The following is a 21,791-nucleotide window of genomic DNA, read 5'->3' as shown; positions in this document are numbered from 1 at the left end:
CACACATGAGTTTAATTTCGAAAAACGATCTGATCAAAGCTTCCGGCTTAAGTAAAATTGGATTTCTAAAGAATCCAGTAGCATCTGCTGTGATGAGCATTGCTAAAATAAACGAAGTAAATAAACTATACGACAAACTAAAAGATAAGGAAGGTAAAGACTTTTTCGACTCATTTGTGAGAGAAAGAAACCTAAGCTATGTAGCTTTTGAAGAAGATCTTGCAAAAATTCCCAAAACGGGACCTTTTATTCTGGTGTCCAATCATCCACTGGGTGCTATTGACGGAATTTTAATGTGCAAGATCCTTACAGAGGTTCGTCCGGATTTCAAAATCATGGGAAATTTCCTTTTGGAAAAGATCAAGCCTATGGAACCGTACGTAATTCCTGTAAATCCTTTTGAAAACAGAAAAGAAGTCTACAGCAGTTCTTCGGGAATGCGTGAAACGCTCAAGCATATCCAAAACGGAGGCTGTGTAGGTATTTTTCCGGCAGGGGAAGTTTCCAATAAGAATAACCCTTACGGAGAAATCTTAGATAAAGACTGGGAAAAAACGGCACTTAAGCTTATAAGAATGGCTAAAGTGCCGGTAGTTCCTATGTATTTCCATGCTAAAAACAGCCGTCTTTTTTATCAGGTTGCCAAACTTCATCCGAGTTTACAGACCCTGATGCTGCCTGCTGAAATGATGAATGACAGGGAAAGACCTATCAGAATCAGAATCGGGAGGCCTATTACATTAAAGGCAATGGACGAAATGGAAACGATTGAAGAACTGGGAGAGTTTCTGAAACGTAAGGTTTATATGATGAAATCTTATTATGAAAAAAGAAAATCTCTGGCCCAAAGCATCAATCTTCAGAATCTGTCCGTAAAGTTTCCTTTATTAAAAGAAGAAAATATTGTTCAGAACATTATTGATGAAACACCTAAAGAGGACATTATCAAGGATGTTGACAAATTAAGAGGTACTGATAAGATGTTATTCAGTAACGGAAATTACGAAATCTACTTTACCACTTATGAAGAGATACCTTCTATCATGAGGGAAATAGGACGTCAGAGAGAGCTTACGTTCCGTGCCGTAGGTGAAGGGAGTAATCTTCCGTTTGACCTTGATGAATATGACAAACATTACCATCACCTTTTCCTTTGGGACAATGGTGAAAAGAAACTGGCGGGAGCTTACAGAATGGCTCTGGGTAGAGAGGTCATGAAAAAATATGGCATCAAAGGTTTTTACACCAGTTCTTTATTTGAATTTGAGCAGGACATTCATCCTTTCTTTAAAAAGGTGATTGAAATGGGACGTGCATATATCTGCCAGGAGTATCAGCAAAAACCACTTCCTCTTTTCCTTTTATGGAGAGGGATTGTACATGTCTGCCTGAGAAATTCTGATCATAAATTTCTGATGGGTGGGGTAAGTATTTCGAATAAGTTTTCGGAGTTTTCCAAATCTCTGATGATTGAATTTATGCGTTCCAATTATTTTGACTCGGCGGTGGCTCAATATATCACTCCAAGAAATGAATATAAGGTAAAGCTACGTGACAGGGATAAGAATATCTTCTTTGAAGAAATGGAGTCTGATCTTAATAAGCTTGATAAGATTATTGATGACTTAGAGCCTGAATTAAGATTGCCTGTTTTGATTAAAAAATATATTAAGCAAAACGCGAAAGTAATTGCTTTCAACGTTGACCCTAACTTCAATGATGCCATTGATGGATTAATGTATATCAGGATCAGTGATCTTCCGGAAAACACCATTAAACCGGTATTGGAAGAGATGAGTGAACAAATCAGAAAAGAGCAGGAAAATAATCCGGCTGATAATCAGTAGGTTTTTAACTTTAGTGAAAAAAAGTACGATGAATACTTGCTTTGTATACTAAAACTTACTACTTTTGCATCACTTTAAAACAACGAAGTAAGACACACAAAAACATAATGGTTTCTTAGCTCAGTTGGTAGAGCAATGGATTGAAAATCCATGTGTCCCTGGTTCGATTCCTGGAGAAACCACTTTAAAACCTCTAAATTATTTAGAGGTTTTTTTGTTTTTTATATTCAGCAATGGAACACCTGAAAATCCAAATTTCACCCCCTCTCTTCGTCTTTATCATTTTATAGGTAACAATTCTTGTGATTTCTCGATTAATCAGCCATCTCTTCATAATCGGATTCAAATAATCAGGGAACTGAAAGTTCAGAAAAATTCACCATGTTATTTTAATTTTAATAGTTCACTTTTGTATTTTGATGATATTAAAAAAATACAATGATTACCATACATGGTGAAGATCCACAGCGGAGTCTGGGTTTTATAAGAAAGACCAGCCAAAAGTTACAGGAAAGAAAATATGAGATCCTTCTATTCGCTTTGCTACAGCATTTATTTGTGGGAGTATTTCTTACAGACATGGACTTTTACACCCATGTCATATGGCCTATTAATATGTTGATTCTAGGTTTGGGGTCTGTTTTCTTATTTATTGGAAAGCATAGCTGGAAACACTGGTTCAGAAATCTACATTTTATTGTTATTTTATTACTGCCTATTGGCATTCCATTTTTTAAAGACATTTCCTGGTATTTTACATTTTTGAACATTAATTATGTAGTCTTCTTCTGTTTTCTTTTTATGGAAGTTTTACGGTTTCTTATAAAACCGGGATACATCAATACGGATATTATCTCTGCTTCCATCTGCGGCTATATGCTGCTGATTGAAATTGCAGTTTTTTCCCTGCAGTTTTTCCAATATCGTAACCACGCTTCTTTTAAGGGGGTTGATATATCTTCTCCTGCTCTTACTTTTATTGATCTGGTGTATTTCTGCTCTATAACATTTACAAGTATTGGGTTTGGAGATATTACCCCCAATACCCATGTTACAAAACTGATAACAGCTTTTGTGGGTATAGCCGGGCAGTTCTATACGGTAGTGCTCGTGGGCATTCTGATCAGTAAATTTTCATCAAAAAATTAATTTGTTATGAATACAGGCTCACATTACAAGCTTTATCACTTCATTCCATGGACAAGGAAAAAAATCTATAAAATGCTTATTGTAAGCATTATTCCTACAGCTTTATTTTATTTTCTCGGATGGAAGTGGCTGGCCATTCCATGGGTTCCTGTAGCACTGCTGGGAACCGCTGCAGCATTCATTTCGGGGTTTAAAAACACCCAAACCTACAACCGAAGCTGGGAAGCCCGGCAAATTTATGGGGCAATCATCAATAACAGCCGTAGTTTCGGCATGCTGGTAAAGGATTTTATAAGAGTTGATGATAAAACACAAGAAGCAGCCATACATCAGCAGATTATCTACCGTCATTTTGCCTGGCTTACGGCATTAAGATTTCAGCTCAGAGAAACCAAGAGCTGGGAACATGTAAAAACAAAAAGCTATAACAGAGAATATTTAAAATATTATACAGTTCCGGAATGGGAAAATACTATTGAGGAAGAGCTGAAACCTTTTTTAAACAAAGCTGAGCTGGACTATATCCTTACAACAAAAAACCGGGCGACTCAAATCATTTCTTTACAGTCTACTCATTTGAGAACCTTGAATGAAGAGGGCAAGATTTCAGATTATAATTATACAGCTCTGGAGAATCAGTTTAAAGAATTATATGATCAGCAGGGGAAATGTGAAAGGATCAAAAACTTTCCTTATCCACGGCAATTCTCCAGCATTAATCTGTATTTTACAAATGCTCTGTGTTTTCTATTGCCCCTGGGGTTTATAGGCGAATTTTCAAAAATGGTAGAAAAATTTGGTGAAGGCATCATCTGGTTTACAGTTCCTTTCAGTGTATTGCTGGGCTGGGTATTTTTGGTTCTGGAACAGATTGGCGAAAATACAGAAAACCCATTCGAAGGAAATGCAAACGATATTTCAATTACACAAATCAGCAGGAATATAGAAATTGATTTACGTGAAATGTTTGGAGAAAAAGAACTGCCTCCTGCTATACAGCCTGTTAATAATATTTTAATGTAAAAATCAGGAATATATCGTTGGTAAAAGTTAGTACAAAAAAAAACAAAAATATGAGTATAGAATCTGTAAGAAAATGGTACCCAAAAGCTTTAACATCTATTGATACAGTCAACCGACTATTAGATACCCTTGAAAAGCATTTAGAACTAAAACCTAATCAGCTGATGCATGCCGATAGTATGTGTTGTGATGATGTCAATGCAATACAGTATCCACCGAGGGCTTATGAAATGCTTGGCCCGTTTCATCTGGGAGGACTTGATGGTTTCCCTTTTGCCGGCCTTACAGGAATGGGAGCTTTTGCTCATCATGTTCCTGAGGACGGTGCTGTAGTCATTTTTTACGCCCCTCATATTGGGATTACCAAAAGCGGGCAAATTGGAGAAATAAACAGAATAGGACAACATAATAATTCTGCCTGCTGTGGAGCAGCAAAAGGAGCATTGGGAAAGTTGGAAGCCGGGCAAATCATTGAGGGCAATATCACTTCACTGGATTTTCAGATGAATACCATTGAGCAGATATTCCTCCACAAGAAAGACAGAATCCTGAATGCAAAGAATCAGATTTTCGAAGCTACCGAAGTGATGTATGAAGCTATAGATGAACGTATCGAGGTATTGGTAAAAGAAACCAGCTATCCCTGCAAGTATATCATTTTGGTAGGGGGCATTTTTATTAATGGCGATAAAGATATGGGATCATTCTGCCAATATAAAAAGTTTGAATATATCAATCTGGAAACTAAAGAACGGAAAAGCCTTATGAAAGAATATTATGAATAATCCTTTTCAGTAATATCTTTTAACAGATTGTTTAAAGTGCTTATCATTCAGATTCTCATCCAGGATATGAGATGTAAACAATCTGCTATAGCCAGCTTCAATATAAAACCCCTCAAAATTTAATTTTGAGGGGTTTATAAAATAATATCAGTAGTTCTTATAGTCTACCCTATCAGCATTCACCAACAAGGTCATCCAGATTTTTGGATTCCGGTCGTCATTTGCTGATTTCCGGCCAGGCAAAACCCACCCCTCCATGCCGGTACCTTTCGGTTTCCAGATAAAAGGAATTCACTCCCTGAAGGCCCACTCCCGCATAATAAACGAATTGATCTACATGCTCCTGATACTCTCCAAACTCACGATATTCAGCATGTAAGGCAAGTAATTTTGCCAGTTCTTCATTATGTATCCGAAATGCCTGGTCACAAGCATCCTTTAGTGAAAGATTATACTCCTGCTGGAGTACAAAAACCAAGTTAAAAACCTCAGTTCCCTTTGCCATTTCTTTTGGCAGAGAATGAATGTCATTTTGCCAGGCAACTACCAGAGTCATATGCGATATCATTTTTTGAACAACAATATGCTCAAAAATATGCTCCGGAAGAACAAGACCTGATTCAATTTCACCTAAAATCAGGTATGGACGCATCAGAACGGAATACTCGCGAATGGTTTTAAAAAGGGTAAGTGACGGTGGACGTTGTGCTATTTTATAAGGATACTCCAATTCAATCCCATATCTGAAAGACTGGTAGAAATAATAAATAAAACGTTCAACCCACAGATCAGGCATTAGCGCACGGAACTCATCCCTTATGAGCGCCATATGCTGATAAAGTGCATTTTCATCTGCTCTTGGCTGATCCCCCTTAAGGATATCAACACAACGAATCCGTAACTGCTGAATCTCTTCCAGAGAAGAATTTTCCACCTGATCGTCAAGAGCCACATACTGAAGCATAAATCTGTTGCATGGAATGGTCTGCTCATAGGTTAGATCGGGCCACATACGTGCAGTACACATATGCAGTCTCATTTTTTTGTATGTTTCACGCTGTTTTTCTGTCAGGAAAGTATAGTCATTATCAATCCATCCATCCATATCTTTCCCCATTTGTTCTGCATGTGGATTGATAAGGTCCGGCCATGGATAATGGCCACGTGGCAAGTAATCTTTTGAATGATATTCTTCGGGTTTCATCTTGTTTTAGTTTTTGTATGATATAGTAATGGTTAAGTTTATTCCTCGTTCTTATTTATATTTTGTTCAGCTTTTCCCGGAGTTCAGCAGCATCGGGAAACTCCATGCTATTGTAGCGATCCAGTTTGGTAGAAATATTTTTCCAACCGCTGAGCACCATACTCATATAATGCACCCAGTTGACCACAGCTTCCTGCCATATCCCAAAATCAGGAAGAGAAGCTTGTAGTTCTAAAAACTCTTTCAAGTCCTTATTATGCAAGCGCAAATCTTCAAGACATGCTTCTTTCAAAGACATTTGGTGTTCGTTCTGGATTACTTTTACAATATTGTAATAAATACTGCCTGTTGCTTCATCTTTTATTACGGACTGTACTTCATTGAAAAAAGTAACCAAATGACAGGCTAAGGCCTGCAAGCGTTGGATCACCGGATGATTGTGGATCTCCGAGGGAAGAGTGACACCTGTTTCTACTTCTGTAAGCTGAAGAAACGGATATAAGCATATGGAATTTTCACGCAGTGCAATGCATTCTGACACGCTAGGATACGTTTTATTTTTCTTGTATTTCAACTCAGTTTCTAAGCCTATAAAATATCTACTGATCATTTGTGTGAAACGGAAGATTGATTCCTCCGGAATAAACTGCAGCAGTTCCAATCTTAGAGAAGCCAGCATCTTTCCTAAAGGAATTCCTGAATCTTCACCACTTACTTCTCCTTTTAATACTGCTATTGACTGTGCATGGACATATCCAATATCTTCAGGTTCACTTTCTTCGTACAAATCATCATTATAAAGTGTCCAAAGCATCAATCTGCAGATAGGCTTGAATCGTTCGGGGGTTGCGGTGGGAAACCACTGAGCAGCAATATGAGCTGTTTTAGTCTTCTTATACTTTTTGCGAAGATCAGGATTCTGCTCATAAAGCCAGAGGTATTCACCATCAATCCATTGACTTTCGGTAATTTCCTGCAGCTGTTCTGCATAGGGATTTTTTAACGTTGGGAACGGGTACCTGAACTGTTTATGGAGCAGCTCAAGTGTACTAAATTTTTCAGTATTCATGATTATGGTTTTAGTATTAACTTACTGATTACTAATATAAAAATATTACAAATACAAATTTAATTTATTTCACAATATTTTGATCATTAGCATTAAATATTCTGCATTTTGTAATATTTAACCCCAATAAAACCACCATAAACAGATTATATAGAATATAATAAAACAATCGCTTGAAGTGATATTTACTCTTGAAATAATTGCTGTTTTTAGGGGCTTCACACCAAAGAGTCTCACTAAATATTTTCCCGATTAGCTATCCTCAGCTTGTAATTAATAAGTTTCTTAGAAAAAATAAATCAACTGTGCCTCAACTCATTAAAAAAAAGATCTACCCATAAATATCTTTTTTTGAAAAAATAACCTAAAAAACTTGCACGGTATTACAAAATATTATACTTTTGCATCACTTTAAAACAACGAAGTAAGTCAAACAAAAATATAATGGTTTCTTAGCTCAGTTGGTAGAGCAATGGATTGAAAATCCATGTGTCCCTGGTTCGATTCCTGGAGAAACCACTTTAAAACCTCTGATTAGTCAGAGGTTTTTTTGCATTTATGATAAGCAATCCTGATAAACTATAAACTCCCTCAAATTAATTTGAGGGAGTTCTTATTTTAAATACTGTTAAACATTACATTGAATAGTACTATTTTTTAATAATAGCTTTCAGATCTTCTATTTCTTTATTCTGAGAAATGACATAAAGAGTCAGCTCTTCAATCTTCTGAAGTAATTTCATCTGGAAATCTCCTAAATTGACACCATCTTTCATGATAGCCTCTCCTGAAGGAATTTCCGGAAGGTGTTTATTCTCTCTTACAAAAGATTCCAGTTCACTGATGGTTGGCATCTGATAGTCTGGTCTGATAGAAGATTCACCATCAAAATATTTTTGAAACACATAATCTGCCGGAACATTCATATCCACAATAACATCTTCAGCATGGATCTTTCCTTTTACAGTAAGTTTCTGATCCGGATTGTTGGTTCCTATTCCTACATTTCCTGCATCTCTGTTTAAAATAAGATTGTTACCAATCGGATTAATATGCAACGGCATTCCTGCATGCCCCTGTATCCAGGTATGATTTTCGCTGCAACCCAATCTTAAATTAGCCTGGTTTACATCTCCTATTATCAATGTCCCTTCCTGATCCGCAGTATGCATTGGTGAAACAATGTTCATTCTTGCTTGCGGCGTTGAAGTTCCCACACCAATATTTCCGTTAGGCATTACGCTTAATCTTGTTTGCCCGTTGGTTACCATATTAACAGCACCATGAACACCACCATCAATATTATTAACAATATTGAAATCACCATACGAGCCATATCTGAAATTAGTTCCTGTAAAAAAGGAGTTCAGTTCAAGATCGGCAGTGGAATGATACTTCAATTGTACGATATTACTTCCCCCGGCAGCTTCACTTCTGTCAAACAGCCCGCCTACAACATTGGAATGTCCCCGATCTTTTGGTGCCTTTACATGAAGGCTTGTTTCCGGTAATGTGGTACCCACTCCCAGGTTATCATTATAATGGATATAATGCACCCTCTGCCCTATAAGAGGATGGGTATAGACATCTGAGATTTTTACCTCACTAAAATCCTGTGTATTAAATGGGCAATGATAAGTAATTCTGACATCATATATATTCCCTGTATCATGAGTGTGATAAATAATTATCTTATATTGATTAGTATTAGCATCCCAAACCAGATCCCCAATATAAATATGATTAAGAATAGGTCCTGCCGCTTCCACAATTCTTGACGTCGGCGTATACCACACTGAATTATCAGGATTGAATCCCACCTGAAACAGTTTTTTTATATTACCGACAGTATTTGTGTACATCCATGTTCCCACAATTTCTACTTCAACCGACCCTGACATTCCCCTATTTCCAAGCAGGATGTCAACAGCCTGATCAGATACCTGATGAGGAAAGTCAATACTTAGTCCTTTTTTAATGTAATTCTTAGGAAATAGCTGTGGATCTTCCAGATTGGCCAAACTATCCATTACGTCACCAAACTGTGCCTCCGTGGGTCTTTTCCCTGCTTTAAAATATTCTTTTAATTCTGTACTTGTTTTTTTTGCCATGATTAATTTAGTTTTGAATCCATCTCCTTCTTCAGAGAGATGATATAAAGTGTCAACTCTTCAATTTTCTGAAGTAATTTCATCTGGAAATCTCCTAAGGTAACACCATCTCTTGCGATTTCTTCTCCGGAAGGAATTTCCGGAAGGTGTTTATTTTCTTTTACAAAAGACTCCAGTTCACTGATGGTCGGCATTTGATAATCCGGTCTGATAGAAGATTGTCCGTCAAAATATTTTTGAAAAACATAATCAGCAGGAACATTGGTATCAACGATAACATCTTCAGCATGGATTTTTCCTTTTACAGCAAGCTTCTGATCAGGATTCTTTGTTCCTATTCCGACATTTCCATTAGGAGTGATTCTCATCGATTCGTTCATAACAACGGGTGAATTGATAGCGCTTTGTGCACTGGCACTTCCCAGGAACTTTATTCCTTCATTTCCCAGAGTAACCGCGTTTTTATAATTGGAAAAACTTCCGTTGCTTGATACCCATCCATAAGCTGTGGTAGATGATGCCTTTGCCCCGTAACTCATATAGGTTTCTGCCCCGCTTCTTAAAGAACCCCAGTTATTAAAAGATCCATTTTCATATCTTATAGAAAAAGCATTTACTCCTTCTGTTGCAGATTTGCTTCCGGACAATATTTCTCCAACAACATCTAGTTTTGACTGGGGAGCTTTCGTCCCTATTCCAACACTATCATTGTAATTGACATAGTGTTTATTCTGACCGATAAGGACATTCGTATAAACGTCAGATAACACTGCCTTATCAACTACAGCTGTTGAATTACAATGCTGTATCAACCTGATTGCATATACATTTCCAGACTGACGTGTATGATGTAGCGTCAGTTTATATTGTGCAATAGTACTATCCCACACGATATCACTGAGATAAATATGATCTGTAATAAGTCCGGATGCTTCTATAATTCTTGATAAAGGCTGATACCAGATACCACCATTAGGATTTGCACCAACGATAATTTGCTTTTTGATAATCCCTACGGTGTTTTCACTATTCCAAGCACCTACAACATGTATTTCTATATTTCCATTGATTGTAGCTCCCAACAATATATCTACCGCTAAGTTACTTTCCATACTGGGAAACTTAACAGATAAGTCTTTATGCTTAAAACTATTAGGAAATACGCTAGGGTCATCCAAATGTACATAACTATCCAAAAGATCCCCAAACTGGTTCTCCGTAGGTCTTTTACCTGCTTTAAAATATTCTTTTAATTGTGTAATTGTTCTTTTTGCCATGATTAATTTGATTTTAAAACATCAATCTCTTTTTTCATCGAGATCATGTATAGGGTTAATTCTTCAATTTTCTGAAGTAATTTGATTTGAAAATCCCCTACTGACAATCCACTGTCTGTCATTTCTTTAGCAGAAGGGATTTCCGGAAGGTGGCTTTTTTCAGAAATAAATTTTTCAAGATCGCCGATCTCTCTTAAGTTATAATCGGCTGCAAAAACATGATCGGCAGTAGGCGTGGCTGTAATCACTACGTCTTTTGCTTCAAGCTTACCATAGAGTGCCATATTACCGGCATCTGATAATACGAGTTTGGCTCCACCTCCACCATCGTTAAGATAACTCCAGAATTGTAAACTATTGGTGTATTGTCCTGTCATATTATAGATAGCCCATCTGTTCGCACTACTTGGCGCTGTTTTAGCCTTGTTATCCAAATAGATAGCCCCTCCTTCATTGCTACTGATTTGTGACATGATTGCTCCCTGTACATCAAGTTTCTGCTGCGGACTATCTGTACCAATTCCTACATTTCCATTGGGAACTATTCTCATAAGTTCTGACATAACCACTGGTGAATCCTGGGCAACTTTCTGATAATTTGAAGCTAAAAATCGGATCCCCTCATTACCAGCAGTGACCGCCGTTTTATAACTGGCATAAGAACCACTACCTGATAACCAGCCTGAAGCAGTCTTATTGTCTGCTTTAGCACCATAACTCATATAAGTCTCCGCACCACTTCTTAATGAGCCCCAGTTATTTACCGAACCATTTTCGTAACGAATGGAGAATGCATTGATTCCTTCCGTAGCATCAGTTCTACCCGCAAGGACATTTCCCCAAACATCTAATTTGGATGTTGGATTAGCTGTCCCAATTCCTACATTCCCACCAGGTCTTATGGTCATTTGAATATTCTGACTTGTCACGAAATTGATAGACCCAAAATTTGGATCATAAGAATTATCATTTTCTATATTAAAGTCAAAGTAATCCCCGTATCTTCTTCCTAAGCCTGAAAATCCAGAATTTAATTCCAGATTGGCTTTGTTATGGTAAGAAAGGCTCACAATATTACTACCTCCTGTCGCACCATTTGTAGTAAATTTAGCAATCGTCGAATTTTGATTCAACGAGTTTTCATGCACTACATTCAGCTTTGTCTCAGGATTGGCTGTTCCTATTCCAACATTTCCCTGTGCATTTACTTTCAGTCCTATTTTGGCTGTTTCTGCAGAATTCAGATTTCCCACCCAGACGTTCCACTCATTGGTCATGGGCTGAAGAGGAACAGCGGCAAGACTATTACCTCTGTTATCTGTTACTGTCCATGAGTCATTTTTATTAATAGATCTTATTTTAATATAAACTTTTAGCACCTGATCTACAGATCCGTAAGTATGGATTGCCCGGACACGAAATTTACCTATCCCACCATTGACATCAACCGTAAAACTATAGTTAGGTTCACTGTCGATATAATTATTTTTATTGATAGCACCACATTCTCTCCAGATATTAGGATTTGAATGCGAAACTGCAGCAATATGAGTTGCTCCACAAGCAATATTTCCTCTGGTGTATGCCAGAGATATTTCATAAAAACCACTTGCCTGGGCATTCGAAGGTGTAAAATTTAAAAATTCTACATAGTCTCCTACCTGATAATTTGCAGGAAATTCTACAATAGTTGAAAGCTCAGATGAACTATCTAGATGCACATAGCTATCTATTAAGTCTCCAAACTGATTTTCAGTGGGTCTTTTCCCTGCTTTAAAATACTCTTTTAAAGCAGCAATTGTTTTTCTTGCCATGATTATTTTGATTTTAAAACATCTATCTCTTTTTTCATTGAGATCATGTATAGGGTTAATTCTTCAATTTTCTGAAGTAATTTGATTTGAAAATCCCCTACTGACAATCCACTATCTGTCATTTCTTTAGCAGAAGGGATTTCCGGAAGGTGGCTTTTTTCAGAAATAAATTTTTCAAGGTCTCCGATCTCTCTTAAATGATAATCGGCTGCAAAAACATGATCGGCAGTAGGCGTGGCAGACACTACAAAATCTTTAGCTTCTACCTTGCCCTGGATAGCCACATTACCATTTTCTTTCCAGCTCAAAACATTGAATTCATTATCATCTTTCTTAATTCCTAAAGCACCTCCTGTCCAACCATAAAGAAAAGGGCCGTCCAGCAAAGAGTTATCACTGTTATACCTTTTATATTTCAAACCGTGAGATGAAGCATGTCCGGCTAATTGGATAGGAAATCCAGCTGCAATATTGACCCCTCCTACAACATCTAATTTAGCCAGAGGATTATCTGTTCCAATACCTACATTTCCGTTGGGAACTATTCTCATAAGCTCTGACATCGCCACCGGTGAATCCTGGGGTACTTGCAGATAATTAGAAGATAAAAATTTAATCCCTTCATTACCAAGGGTTACAGCAGTCTTACATCCAGCGAAAGTACCATCACCTGAGACCCAACCATAAGCAGTCTGATTATCAGCTTTAGCGCCATAGCTCATATAGGTTTCTGCACCACTTCTTAATGAGCCCCAGTTATTTACTGAGCCATTTTCATAACGGATAGCAAATGCATTAATACCTTGTGTACCATCACCCTGGCCTGCAAAAACGGTTCCCCGTACATCTAATTTGGCCTTAGGATTATCTGTTCCAATACCTATACTTTCATTATAATGTACCGAATGTTTCTTTTGTCCAATAAGTGGTTTATGATACACATCAGAAAGTCTCGCCTGGTCTACAAATGCTTTATCATAAGAAAACTGTGTGATTCTTATAGCATATGGATTCAGTCGGTTGCTTGTATGGTAAATAGTTAGTTTATATTCATTTCTTGCTGAATCCCATACAAGATCTCCAATGTAAATATTATATAAAATAGTTCCTTCCGCTTCTACAATTCTGGAAGTAGTGGGATACCAAAGATTTCCATCAGGATTAAGCCCGATCTCAAATTGTTTTTTTATAATACCAACACTTGTCTGATATGCAAATGTACCTGCAACTTCAATTACTAAACTTCCGTTCAGATAGTTATTTCCCAGAAGGACATCTATTGCCATATCGGCTTGTTGATCAGGAAATTCGAAATATAAATCTTTATGTTTATAATTATCAGGGAAAATAGTCTTATCCTCTAAATTGGCATAACTATCTATAAGATCGCTAAACTGGCTTTCTGTAGGCCTTTTTCCGGCTTTAAAATATTCTTTTAAAGCCATAATTACTTTTTTTGCCATAATTTGTTGTTTTTTGATGATTGTTCTTTCCTTTTATTGGCTTAACAGGAAAGATTTTAATTTATTTAAGCCAAAACTTCTACAGCAAACTGTCCAAGATTAATTACTTTTACATTCCCAGTGATATAGATTTTCATGTATTTCATTGGCTCTATTACAACCGCTGAACTTCCTTTTATCTGAAGTTTAATCAAAGAAGAAGTTGATAGATTGATAATTTTAATGTCCTGTTGAGAATATACTTCCGTTATATTACAAATCATATCGGACGGCTGATTACCTGTAACAGTAATGAATTCTGTTTCATCGTTTATTTCCTGATAAAAGGCTGAATCAATTTCATATTCTTTCTTAATAGATATACTCGTTTCCCTGACTGGTGCGGAGGATATTTCAGCTGATGACATTTTGGCTTTGGATGCCGAAGCTAGCTGGGTAATAACCCAATCTCTTGATGCAAGTTGCCTCCATGCTCCTTTGCCATCACCTGATTGAAACCACAGATTATCTGAGTTATCCCTGGCTCCTAGTAATCTTGTTGAAAGAGCTGTGTTACCAAAAGAAATTAGACCTCCTACCTGTGCAAAAGGCAAATTAGAAGAATTTGAGTTAACCGTTGCAACATAGGTCCCTACCGGTACTGCTAACATATCATTTTGGTAAAGTAATGCATTAGCCGGAGTAGCATGATTTATGGGTACATATTTTCCTGCGTGATTTCCCCAGCCGTAAGCTGTATTCCATTGGTCAGAACTTCCATTATTTAATGTGCTGATCACCCCTGAACCTGATATTTTCACCAATTCAATAAGTGGTACCACTGATCCATTTGCTGCACTGGTGTTTGCCTTGTTAAATGAAAAACCTTTATGATTATTGACTGTGAAAGCCCAGGAGTTCAAGGTTCCTCTTGGCTGAATAAAGTCTGTTCCGTTAAACTGAAGATTGTGTGCCATCCATATACCATAACCAGATGTATTACTTCCTGAAACATTAGTATGAAAAATAGATGATCCTGTAGCTGCTTGAGATCCAAAAAGCAGATTATAATTATCTACATACTGTGTTCCATTTGCATTAATAATAATTTGGTTTGTAGCAACTGTATCTCCTGCAGGTCTTAAAAATATTCCACTTGTACCACTATTGGATGATGCTGATAATATAGTATTTACACTGTCTGCCCTTAATTTATTAACATTTAAATGTTGAATCTGCAATGAACCCTGATAGGTATTCAGTCCTCCAGCAAAAGCTACATCTCCTCTTATATATGCATTTCCTATTACATCTAATGCATATCCTGTAGTAGGAATTACCGCAGCACTACCTCCTATCGCAACTCTCTGATCCGGAGTCCATCTGATGGCATTTTTCCCATTATAGGCAATTCCACCAATAAACCCCCAATTCATCGTTACCGAGCCAGTATTTGTTACGGCTCCATAATATCCAAAACTGTCAATATCTCCATTAGAACCCGTTAGCTTTGTAAAATATCTAGCAAAGTTGCTATTAACTGATATATCTGACAAATCTCTGGAAATCCACGTTGCACTACTACTACCCAAACTTAAGACTCCTGACATTTTTCCTCCCGAGAGTGGCAGATAAGCATTAGGATTAAAAGCATCCATATGTACATAGCTATCAATCAAATCACTAAACTGGCTTTCTGTTGGTCTTTTTCCTGCTCTAAAATATTCTTTTAAAGCAGCTATTGTTTTTTTTGCCATAATTTGTTGTTTTTTGATGATCGTTCCTCCTCACCAAATAGGAAAGGAGGAACTTTTTCATCTTATTAATAAATAGGATTTAGTTAGGGCCTTACAATGAATGTTCCCTGTAAGATCATTCCGTCTGTTCCGTCATGTGAAATACCTCCGATATCCGTCCAGGTTTCTTCTTTATAGATCGTAAGGATTTTTTCTTCGGTACTGAACATATTGGAAGTATTCTGAGATACCATTTTGAAATGATGGTAAAGTACTCTTCCTTCTGCATCCTTAATTTTCATAGGGTCCAGTCCTAATTTTTCAACAGGAAGGAAAAACTCGTTTCCTGTCATATCAAATGCTTCCTTAAAGAACCATTCTTCTTTATTAGTTGCCGGATTATTACCGTACAGATACAATTTTGCTTTTGAAGTATCTTTTTCATCTGTATCTATTCTGGCCATTTCTTTCCAGTTCCCCTGAGGGCTCATTTTATAAAGGTGATATTTCCCTTTATAGCAAACCTGATCCCAGGACAGAATCACCCAATTGATCACATCAGAGTCTACCGGCTCAGAATGATATCTCAATACTGGTGCTGGAGGGTTATAATTTTCTACCAGCATCGTTACCGTAGTTTTTGAAGGTAACGACGGAGCCTGTTCCTGTACATTTTTAGTCGCCGGAGGTGAAACAGCATAATTTGTGGTTGTGTACTCTACTTTTCTTGAAGCAACGACACGATAGAAAAGAGGATCACCATAAGGTTTTTCATCCAGATCTTCAAATTCATCATACACTGTCCATGATCCGTTTACAGGATTCACTTCTACATCAGTAATCTTCACTGTCTTAATGTGTTTCATACTTAATATTGAATCTGCATCCAGTTTATTGGTTGCCCTGTACACCGAAATCTCATTGATCTTGTGTACATCTGTATAAGAATTGACCTCAATTCTTACTTTGGCAGAGATTCCTAATGTTGCATTGTCTACAACCGGCAATAAGCTTAAGATCTTTGGTGGTTCAGCAGGGTTGGTATTCACCAGTTTAATTGGTCCCTGGAATTTACTGAATTCGCTCATCTGCATCTGATTTCCTAATTCTCTTACTCCATAGAAGTAGAAGTTATCCGAGGCCCCGTCAAGGGTAAAATCGGTAAACAATGTCGAATGGGCAGTACCTCCCTGGCCTTGGCTGTATACAGCTGCCATTGGAGCCATGTCAAAATCCGGATGAGTAGTAGGTAATAAATACCCCGAAGCGTCCCTGATACTCTGTTTTTTATTTTTAGGTCTGTGACCTGTCATATCATTGAAATCAAAATTATGAATCTGCTGATAAATAATAGGCACCTCCGTAAGTGGCAGGAAGCAGTTGACAATCGCTTCTTTGATGAAATGCCCTAAATACAATACTGAAGAAACACCTGGAAGCTCTTTAATGATAGGCTCATTAAGGGATATTTTTCCTATTGCCGTATCCTCAATCGGGTGGGAATAAAGCGGATTACCAGGGGTTAGTACATAATGGGAATTATGTTCTTTAATAAACGCATTAATGGCAGCAAAGAAAACTATATTGTCTGGCAATGGTAAAGTATCATCCATAATGTCAGAGAAAGTTTCATAGGCATCTTTTTCACCCTTTGTAAGCATATCGAAATCCACAAAATTCATCCATCTGTTATTGAAAAAGACTTCATCATTTCCTCCTAAGCTTTTCAGCATTTCTTTAATGGTGATAATCGTGTTAGATTCGTATAATGAGGCAAGTAATACTGCATTATTCGCTCTGAAGAATTGTACTGAATATGGTTTATGATCATATTCCGTGATAAAACTATAAGTAGCCTTTCCATATTTATCCGGTCTGGTCGCATATTTAGAACCTTTTGGCTGTTTTGGTGGCTTAGGTTCAACAATCCTGTTGGCAAACATCACAGCAGGAACACTGAATTTAGATTTATACTGAGCCCCCTGCATATCCACATTGTCATGATCTACACTCTTAAATCCAAAGATCGAATATCTTACATCAACACCTTCTGGTGGTAACACAGCATCTTCAATGAGATTATTAGCTGCGTTTTTATACAGATACACTCTGTAAGAAGGATAGTAATTTACCTTAAGATTAGCTCCCATTACCGGCTCAGAAGGTTTTATCGAAGTGACATTATCATATATGAATTTTGGCTGCTTATTAGCATCTTCCTCTATTCTGAAGTTTTCATCATAAACATATACTACCAAATCATTATTGGTTCCTATATTTTCTGTAAGCACAACTTTAAAAATAGATCTGGATTCAATAGGCTGATTATTATTGTAATGCTCATTTGTAAATAATCTTACAATTCCGTTTACCCACTCTACAGAATCCAAACCAGGTGAATACTGAGAATGCTGAGCCAGTTTGAATCCTGGGAATGTGATTTTATAAACTCCCTGATGGACCATAGGATAAGGAGATGGAAATTTGATAATTTCCCCCTTACTATTCTGGTATTTTTCAATTTTTTCAAAATGTCTTTCCACTGTTGCTGTTTTCCAGAACCCTCTACTTTTTTCAAGGAATCTCTGAACAGATCCGTCCGATTGCTGCGTATTAATAACTTCCCTGTGGATTCCCCAATCATTGGTTCCAATCTTCACTTTCAATGAATTTGGGTTTTTCACGCCCCAGGTTGATGTATTCTGCATATTCTCGGTAGCATTGAACAACCCTTCAGTCTCAGGACTGAATGTAGGCAGTACCAGACTGCTCTGGTCAATTACCGGTGACGTTCCTGAAATAATAGCCGCACTTGGTGCTTTTTTGAACACGGTAAATTTCAATCCCGAGGGCTCCACTTCGATCCCGTTAATGATATAACTTACAGAATCCAATAAGAAAATTCCTCCGATAAAATCATTAATGGTAGTTCCTGCCGGAATTTCTGATTTTAAAATATGGGTTGGAATTGAAGGCTGAGCAGGTGTTCCTGATCCTGAAGGAATAGTTCCACCTGAACTTGGAAGAATATAATCTGCTGTTCTTATATCCGCCAGAAGCTGGTTAACAGGATGATGCTCTATGTTTACAACCTTTGCAGAAATCTCCTTCATGGTGTAATTCCTGTAGAAGATCTCCACTTCATCCGCCATTACTTCTTTATCATCCGGGAAAATTGTATTCGGATCCAGATAATAATCATTTGGCAATGTAGAGTCAAATGAAATAGGATATACGACTTCATCCTGATAAATATGATGATCAAAACCAAGTCTTACCAACGTCTTATCTGTACCTGCAATCACGTTTCTGCGGTCCTGCTCTCCCTGAGAAGTTAAAGTTACAGGATATTCTTTCTGGATAAGGAAAGCTGTGGTTGCTGTAGGAGGTAATAACCTGTTGTTAGGTTTAATCTTCGTATCAATTGACAGTTCTTCTCCGCCAATCTGAGCTCTTGAGAACCAGTTGATCCCATATCCTTTATAAAAATAGGTTCCGCTCTTATCCTGCTTATGCATATACAGTGGTGCATAGGTATCTGGAATCTGAAGAGGTAATGTTTCCCAAGAATTTGCTGCATTCGCTGAGTTATCTACATTCAGATACTTGGTATCATGGCACAACTCCGGTTTAATCCAGATATAATCATCTGTTTTACCAGGTTCTACGACACGATACTCCAAACCTCCGTATACAGGAAATGTGAATGAAGATGCATCAAATTTCTGGTACAACCCCATAAATGCTGGGTTTACTTCAAGCTCAGAAACCTGTTGGTTATAGATACTGATATAACGGTATTTTCCATTATGAGAATAGCCTTCTGCATCGTATAAGCCTGCAGACTGTGGATTATCGGAGTCCATTCCCTTATTCAGCTTCATCAGCTTTACCGGCAATGAAAGTCTTTCGATTTCAGTAGAAACAGGAAGAGACATTGAAAGTAACTGATACGTTTTATCATCCGAATTGATATCCAGGTCTTTATTGGTATAATATTCTGTGATATAAATATATTCGTTTCCGAAAACTTCATCCTTGATATCAAGATATCCTAATCCCAGCATTCTTGCCACATGATAATCCAGAGCGGCAATATTTAAAATATCCAAATTGGAAACCTGCATATCCCCTTCCTGAGGAAGATTCGTGCTAATATCAACCACCTGTTGTGAACCGGTAGGCGAAAGGTTAATTGAAATCGTTTCATTCCCTTTTGGATTCGGCTGATCATCACTGAGCTCTACATATCTTTTGACTACCGTCTGAATATCCCTGTCTAAAGGTCCAATAGATGGATGTTCCCATTTTTTATGATAATTTTCAACATTGACATAGGCTTCATCATTGTATCTTAACCATGCTCCATGAACAGGATTTTCCTTAGGTAAAGGATCTAATCTTTCAAAAGCAGTGTCTCTTTCAGAAGTGAGGGAGAATTCACCCATTAGCTTCCATGCGTTAGCATTATTTCTACTGATGATAAAATCTGAATAGAATTCAAATTGAACTCCGGCGACAACACAGGCGGTAGCTCTGAAACGCAGTGTCTTTCCGTTCTCAGCATTAAAATAAGTATTAGCGAGATCATTACCGTAAGGCATTGCTCTATACGAAAGCTGCTGTTGGGATAAGTTATTGGGTTCTGCTACAGAAAGTGCCTCCAATTCAACTTGTGAATTAGGATTCTGATCATTTACATTTAATTCTGCAGCAAAGAAAATATCTGTCTTACAAAGAACCTCTACAATCTCATTACCATATAGCTGCATGAATTTAAGTGGATCAGCCATCGGATTAACAGATTGTCTTACCTGTGTGTATTTTGTTTTATTTTTGAAATAGACATAAAAAATTCTATTGTCATTATTAAACTTATACATCCACATCTTCTTACTTTCATCAATAAGCTGAGGAGCCTGTTTAAAGTCTAGGGTAAAAATTTCCTTTGTATAAAGGGTTCTGTATACTTTTACAAAGTCATCAGGTTTGTTGAAATTATTTTTAGTAGATGCCAATTTCCCTTTAGGAAGATGATTTTCTCCTAATTTTCCTCCGAATCCCCATCTCAGGTGAATTCCTTTTGTACTGTCGTCTCCTTTGGATCCGGCAGCCTGAAGATATAAATTAGGGGTTTGCAATCCTGAAAATTCATTGAAAGTAACTGTCGTTCCATCACCTCCATCTGAACCACACGCATTTGTACTGGTATAAGGTTTATCGGTAATATTAAAATTGATATACTCTTCCTTAACATCTACTCTGGAATAGTTGTAGGGAGCTTTTTCTGTTTGAAGATCCTTTTTTGACAATTGGAAATTACTGATAGGAGAAGTGTTACAGGTATTAATTGTATTGGCAACAAGCCCCGTATAATAAGAGTTATACAAACCTCTAACCGTTACCTCATTACCTACAATCTGATCAATCACAAACTCTTTACCTTCTGATTTTTTTACCCATTGAGGAATATAATCATAGGAAGAGAAACAAAACTTCTGACCAGCACCTGTACGGGCATAGAAAAAGTCTTTTCCATAGGTAAATGTTACCAGCTGACCTTCCCAGGCTTCATATAAAAGCACTTTTTTATCAGCTCCCACTAAAACAGGAGTTGTATTTAACTTACCGGACATATGCAGCTGGTATCCGCCCTGAGTAGGGCGGCAATACACTCCATTCAAAACAATAGGAGTTCCTCCGGCTGATACATAATCAGCAGTGTCTGCTGGTGAATATACCTGCCCTGCTAATAATACCCCACGCTTTACTCCATTAAGGGTTTCATTCGCACTGATGAAAACCAATTCACTGTAGGTACTGATTCCGGTAACTTCCAGGGTTGCCCCTGGAGTACCGTTATTAATAATATCTGTTCTTGACTCTACTTTTCCATCCCAGCCTAACAGAAGAGTTCCGCTGGTCTTTGTGTTTACATTATAAAAAGTAAGATAAACCATTGAATCGATAAATATATCAGCATAAATGCGTTTTTCATCGGTTTCAATCGATGGAAAACTTTTACACCATAGTATTTCTCCATTTCCTTTGATTCTCATCACAACAGGAGTTTTATAGGAGGTCATTCCCAAAACCGCAAACTCACCGTTTGTAAATGGCATTACCTTGATAAATTTGGTATCTCCTCCCAGAAGAGAAGTAAACACTTTATTCCATTTCAGGCTACCGCTTTCATCCAGAACTGTAATCAATCCTGATGTGTCCATCGCTCCCACCTGCATTACATTTCCCTGGTTCTTTGTAGAAGAACTGATTCCTGAATTGGCACTGGAATTGAAATAATTATGATATTTAAAAAAACTCATTTTAGATT

General features: G+C 37.4%; 12 protein-coding genes and 2 tRNA genes. 6 read left to right on the top strand and 8 right to left on the bottom strand.

What is annotated here, in order from left to right:
- The first annotated feature begins 5 nt into the window (after window positions 1-5).
- The 5 genes from DRF57_RS14250 to DRF57_RS14230 all read left to right on the top strand — a co-directional run bounded on the left by DRF57_RS14250 (window position 6) and on the right by DRF57_RS14230 (window position 4,804).
- A complete protein-coding gene (locus tag DRF57_RS14250; RefSeq protein WP_047493407.1) occupies window positions 6-1,847 on the top strand; it encodes a lysophospholipid acyltransferase family protein in 1,842 nt (613 codons plus the stop codon).
- A 109-nt stretch (window positions 1,848-1,956) separates the two neighbouring features.
- Window positions 1,957-2,029, top strand: a tRNA-Phe gene (locus DRF57_RS14245).
- Window positions 2,030-2,285: 256 nt separating this feature from the next.
- The gene (locus DRF57_RS14240) at window positions 2,286-2,996 is read left to right on the top strand and encodes a potassium channel family protein (protein ID WP_115919221.1); all 711 of its coding nucleotides are present in this window, start codon (window positions 2,286-2,288) and stop codon (window positions 2,994-2,996) included.
- A gap of 6 nt (window positions 2,997-3,002) precedes the next feature.
- Entirely contained in the window at window positions 3,003-4,019 is a 1,017-nt protein-coding gene (locus tag DRF57_RS14235; RefSeq protein WP_115919219.1) for a bestrophin family protein, read from the top strand.
- 50 nt (window positions 4,020-4,069) lie between these two features.
- The gene (locus DRF57_RS14230; RefSeq protein ID WP_115919248.1) at window positions 4,070-4,804 is read left to right on the top strand and encodes a hypothetical protein; all 735 of its coding nucleotides are present in this window, start codon (window positions 4,070-4,072) and stop codon (window positions 4,802-4,804) included.
- A 217-nt stretch (window positions 4,805-5,021) separates the two neighbouring features.
- Here DRF57_RS14230 and DRF57_RS14225 read toward each other — a convergent pair whose 3' ends face one another.
- Both DRF57_RS14225 and DRF57_RS14220 read right to left on the bottom strand, forming a co-directional pair.
- A complete protein-coding gene (locus DRF57_RS14225; RefSeq protein ID WP_084084980.1) occupies window positions 5,022-6,008 on the bottom strand; it encodes a terpene synthase family protein in 987 nt (328 codons plus the stop codon).
- Between the two features lie 55 nt (window positions 6,009-6,063).
- Entirely contained in the window at window positions 6,064-7,077 is a 1,014-nt protein-coding gene (locus DRF57_RS14220; protein ID WP_115919217.1) for a terpene synthase family protein, read from the bottom strand.
- Window positions 7,078-7,523: 446 nt separating this feature from the next.
- On the opposite strand from DRF57_RS14220, the gene DRF57_RS14215 reads away from it, so the two are divergent.
- Window positions 7,524-7,596: transfer RNA gene (locus tag DRF57_RS14215), tRNA-Phe, on the top strand.
- Between the two features lie 131 nt (window positions 7,597-7,727).
- On the opposite strand, the gene DRF57_RS14210 is transcribed toward DRF57_RS14215, so the two are convergent.
- From DRF57_RS14210 to DRF57_RS14185, 6 genes are all read right to left on the bottom strand, one after another.
- Complete coding sequence (locus DRF57_RS14210) at window positions 7,728-9,188, bottom strand: hypothetical protein (RefSeq protein ID WP_115919215.1); 1,461 nt, start codon at window positions 9,186-9,188, stop codon at window positions 7,728-7,730.
- A gap of 2 nt (window positions 9,189-9,190) precedes the next feature.
- Window positions 9,191-10,465: a hypothetical protein gene (locus tag DRF57_RS14205; protein WP_115919212.1), complete on the bottom strand. Its 1,275-nt coding sequence runs from the start codon at window positions 10,463-10,465 to the stop codon at window positions 9,191-9,193.
- 2 nt (window positions 10,466-10,467) lie between these two features.
- The gene (locus DRF57_RS14200) at window positions 10,468-12,279 is read right to left on the bottom strand and encodes a hypothetical protein (RefSeq protein WP_115919210.1); all 1,812 of its coding nucleotides are present in this window, start codon (window positions 12,277-12,279) and stop codon (window positions 10,468-10,470) included.
- Between the two features lie 2 nt (window positions 12,280-12,281).
- Window positions 12,282-13,742, bottom strand: coding sequence for a hypothetical protein (locus DRF57_RS14195; RefSeq protein WP_115919208.1), 1,461 nt, complete (start codon window positions 13,740-13,742; stop codon window positions 12,282-12,284).
- A 65-nt stretch (window positions 13,743-13,807) separates the two neighbouring features.
- Window positions 13,808-15,478 carry a hypothetical protein gene (locus DRF57_RS14190; protein WP_115919206.1) on the bottom strand — a complete coding sequence of 557 codons (1,671 nt, stop codon included), beginning with the start codon at window positions 15,476-15,478 and terminating at the stop codon, window positions 13,808-13,810.
- Between the two features lie 83 nt (window positions 15,479-15,561).
- Window positions 15,562-21,783 (bottom strand): hypothetical protein, encoded by a 6,222-nt coding sequence (locus tag DRF57_RS14185; RefSeq protein WP_115919204.1) that lies wholly within the window; start codon window positions 21,781-21,783, stop codon window positions 15,562-15,564.
- Window positions 21,784-21,791: the final 8 nt, after the last annotated feature.

Origin of the sequence: Chryseobacterium rhizosphaerae (assembly GCF_003385455.1) — a bacterium.
Lineage (GTDB): Bacteria > Bacteroidota > Bacteroidia > Flavobacteriales > Weeksellaceae > Chryseobacterium > Chryseobacterium rhizosphaerae.
Note: the sequence above shows the minus strand (reverse complement) of the source record. Positions and strands in the feature narration are given on the sequence as shown.

Coding starts and splice junctions, on each gene's coding strand:
- DRF57_RS14205 (WP_115919212.1), bottom strand. CDS start 10,465: ATGGCAAAAAGAACAATTACACAATTAAAAGAATATTTTAAAGCAGGT.
- DRF57_RS14225 (WP_084084980.1), bottom strand. CDS start 6,008: ATGAAACCCGAAGAATATCATTCAAAAGATTACTTGCCACGTGGCCAT.
- DRF57_RS14200 (WP_115919210.1), bottom strand. CDS start 12,279: ATGGCAAGAAAAACAATTGCTGCTTTAAAAGAGTATTTTAAAGCAGGG.
- DRF57_RS14210 (WP_115919215.1), bottom strand. CDS start 9,188: ATGGCAAAAAAAACAAGTACAGAATTAAAAGAATATTTTAAAGCAGGG.
- DRF57_RS14250 (WP_047493407.1), top strand. CDS start 6: ATGAGTTTAATTTCGAAAAACGATCTGATCAAAGCTTCCGGCTTAAGT.
- DRF57_RS14195 (WP_115919208.1), bottom strand. CDS start 13,742: ATGGCAAAAAAAGTAATTATGGCTTTAAAAGAATATTTTAAAGCCGGA.
- DRF57_RS14190 (WP_115919206.1), bottom strand. CDS start 15,478: ATGGCAAAAAAAACAATAGCTGCTTTAAAAGAATATTTTAGAGCAGGA.
- DRF57_RS14220 (WP_115919217.1), bottom strand. CDS start 7,077: ATGAATACTGAAAAATTTAGTACACTTGAGCTGCTCCATAAACAGTTC.
- DRF57_RS14240 (WP_115919221.1), top strand. CDS start 2,286: ATGATTACCATACATGGTGAAGATCCACAGCGGAGTCTGGGTTTTATA.
- DRF57_RS14185 (WP_115919204.1), bottom strand. CDS start 21,783: ATGAGTTTTTTTAAATATCATAATTATTTCAATTCCAGTGCCAATTCA.
- DRF57_RS14235 (WP_115919219.1), top strand. CDS start 3,003: ATGAATACAGGCTCACATTACAAGCTTTATCACTTCATTCCATGGACA.
- DRF57_RS14230 (WP_115919248.1), top strand. CDS start 4,070: ATGAGTATAGAATCTGTAAGAAAATGGTACCCAAAAGCTTTAACATCT.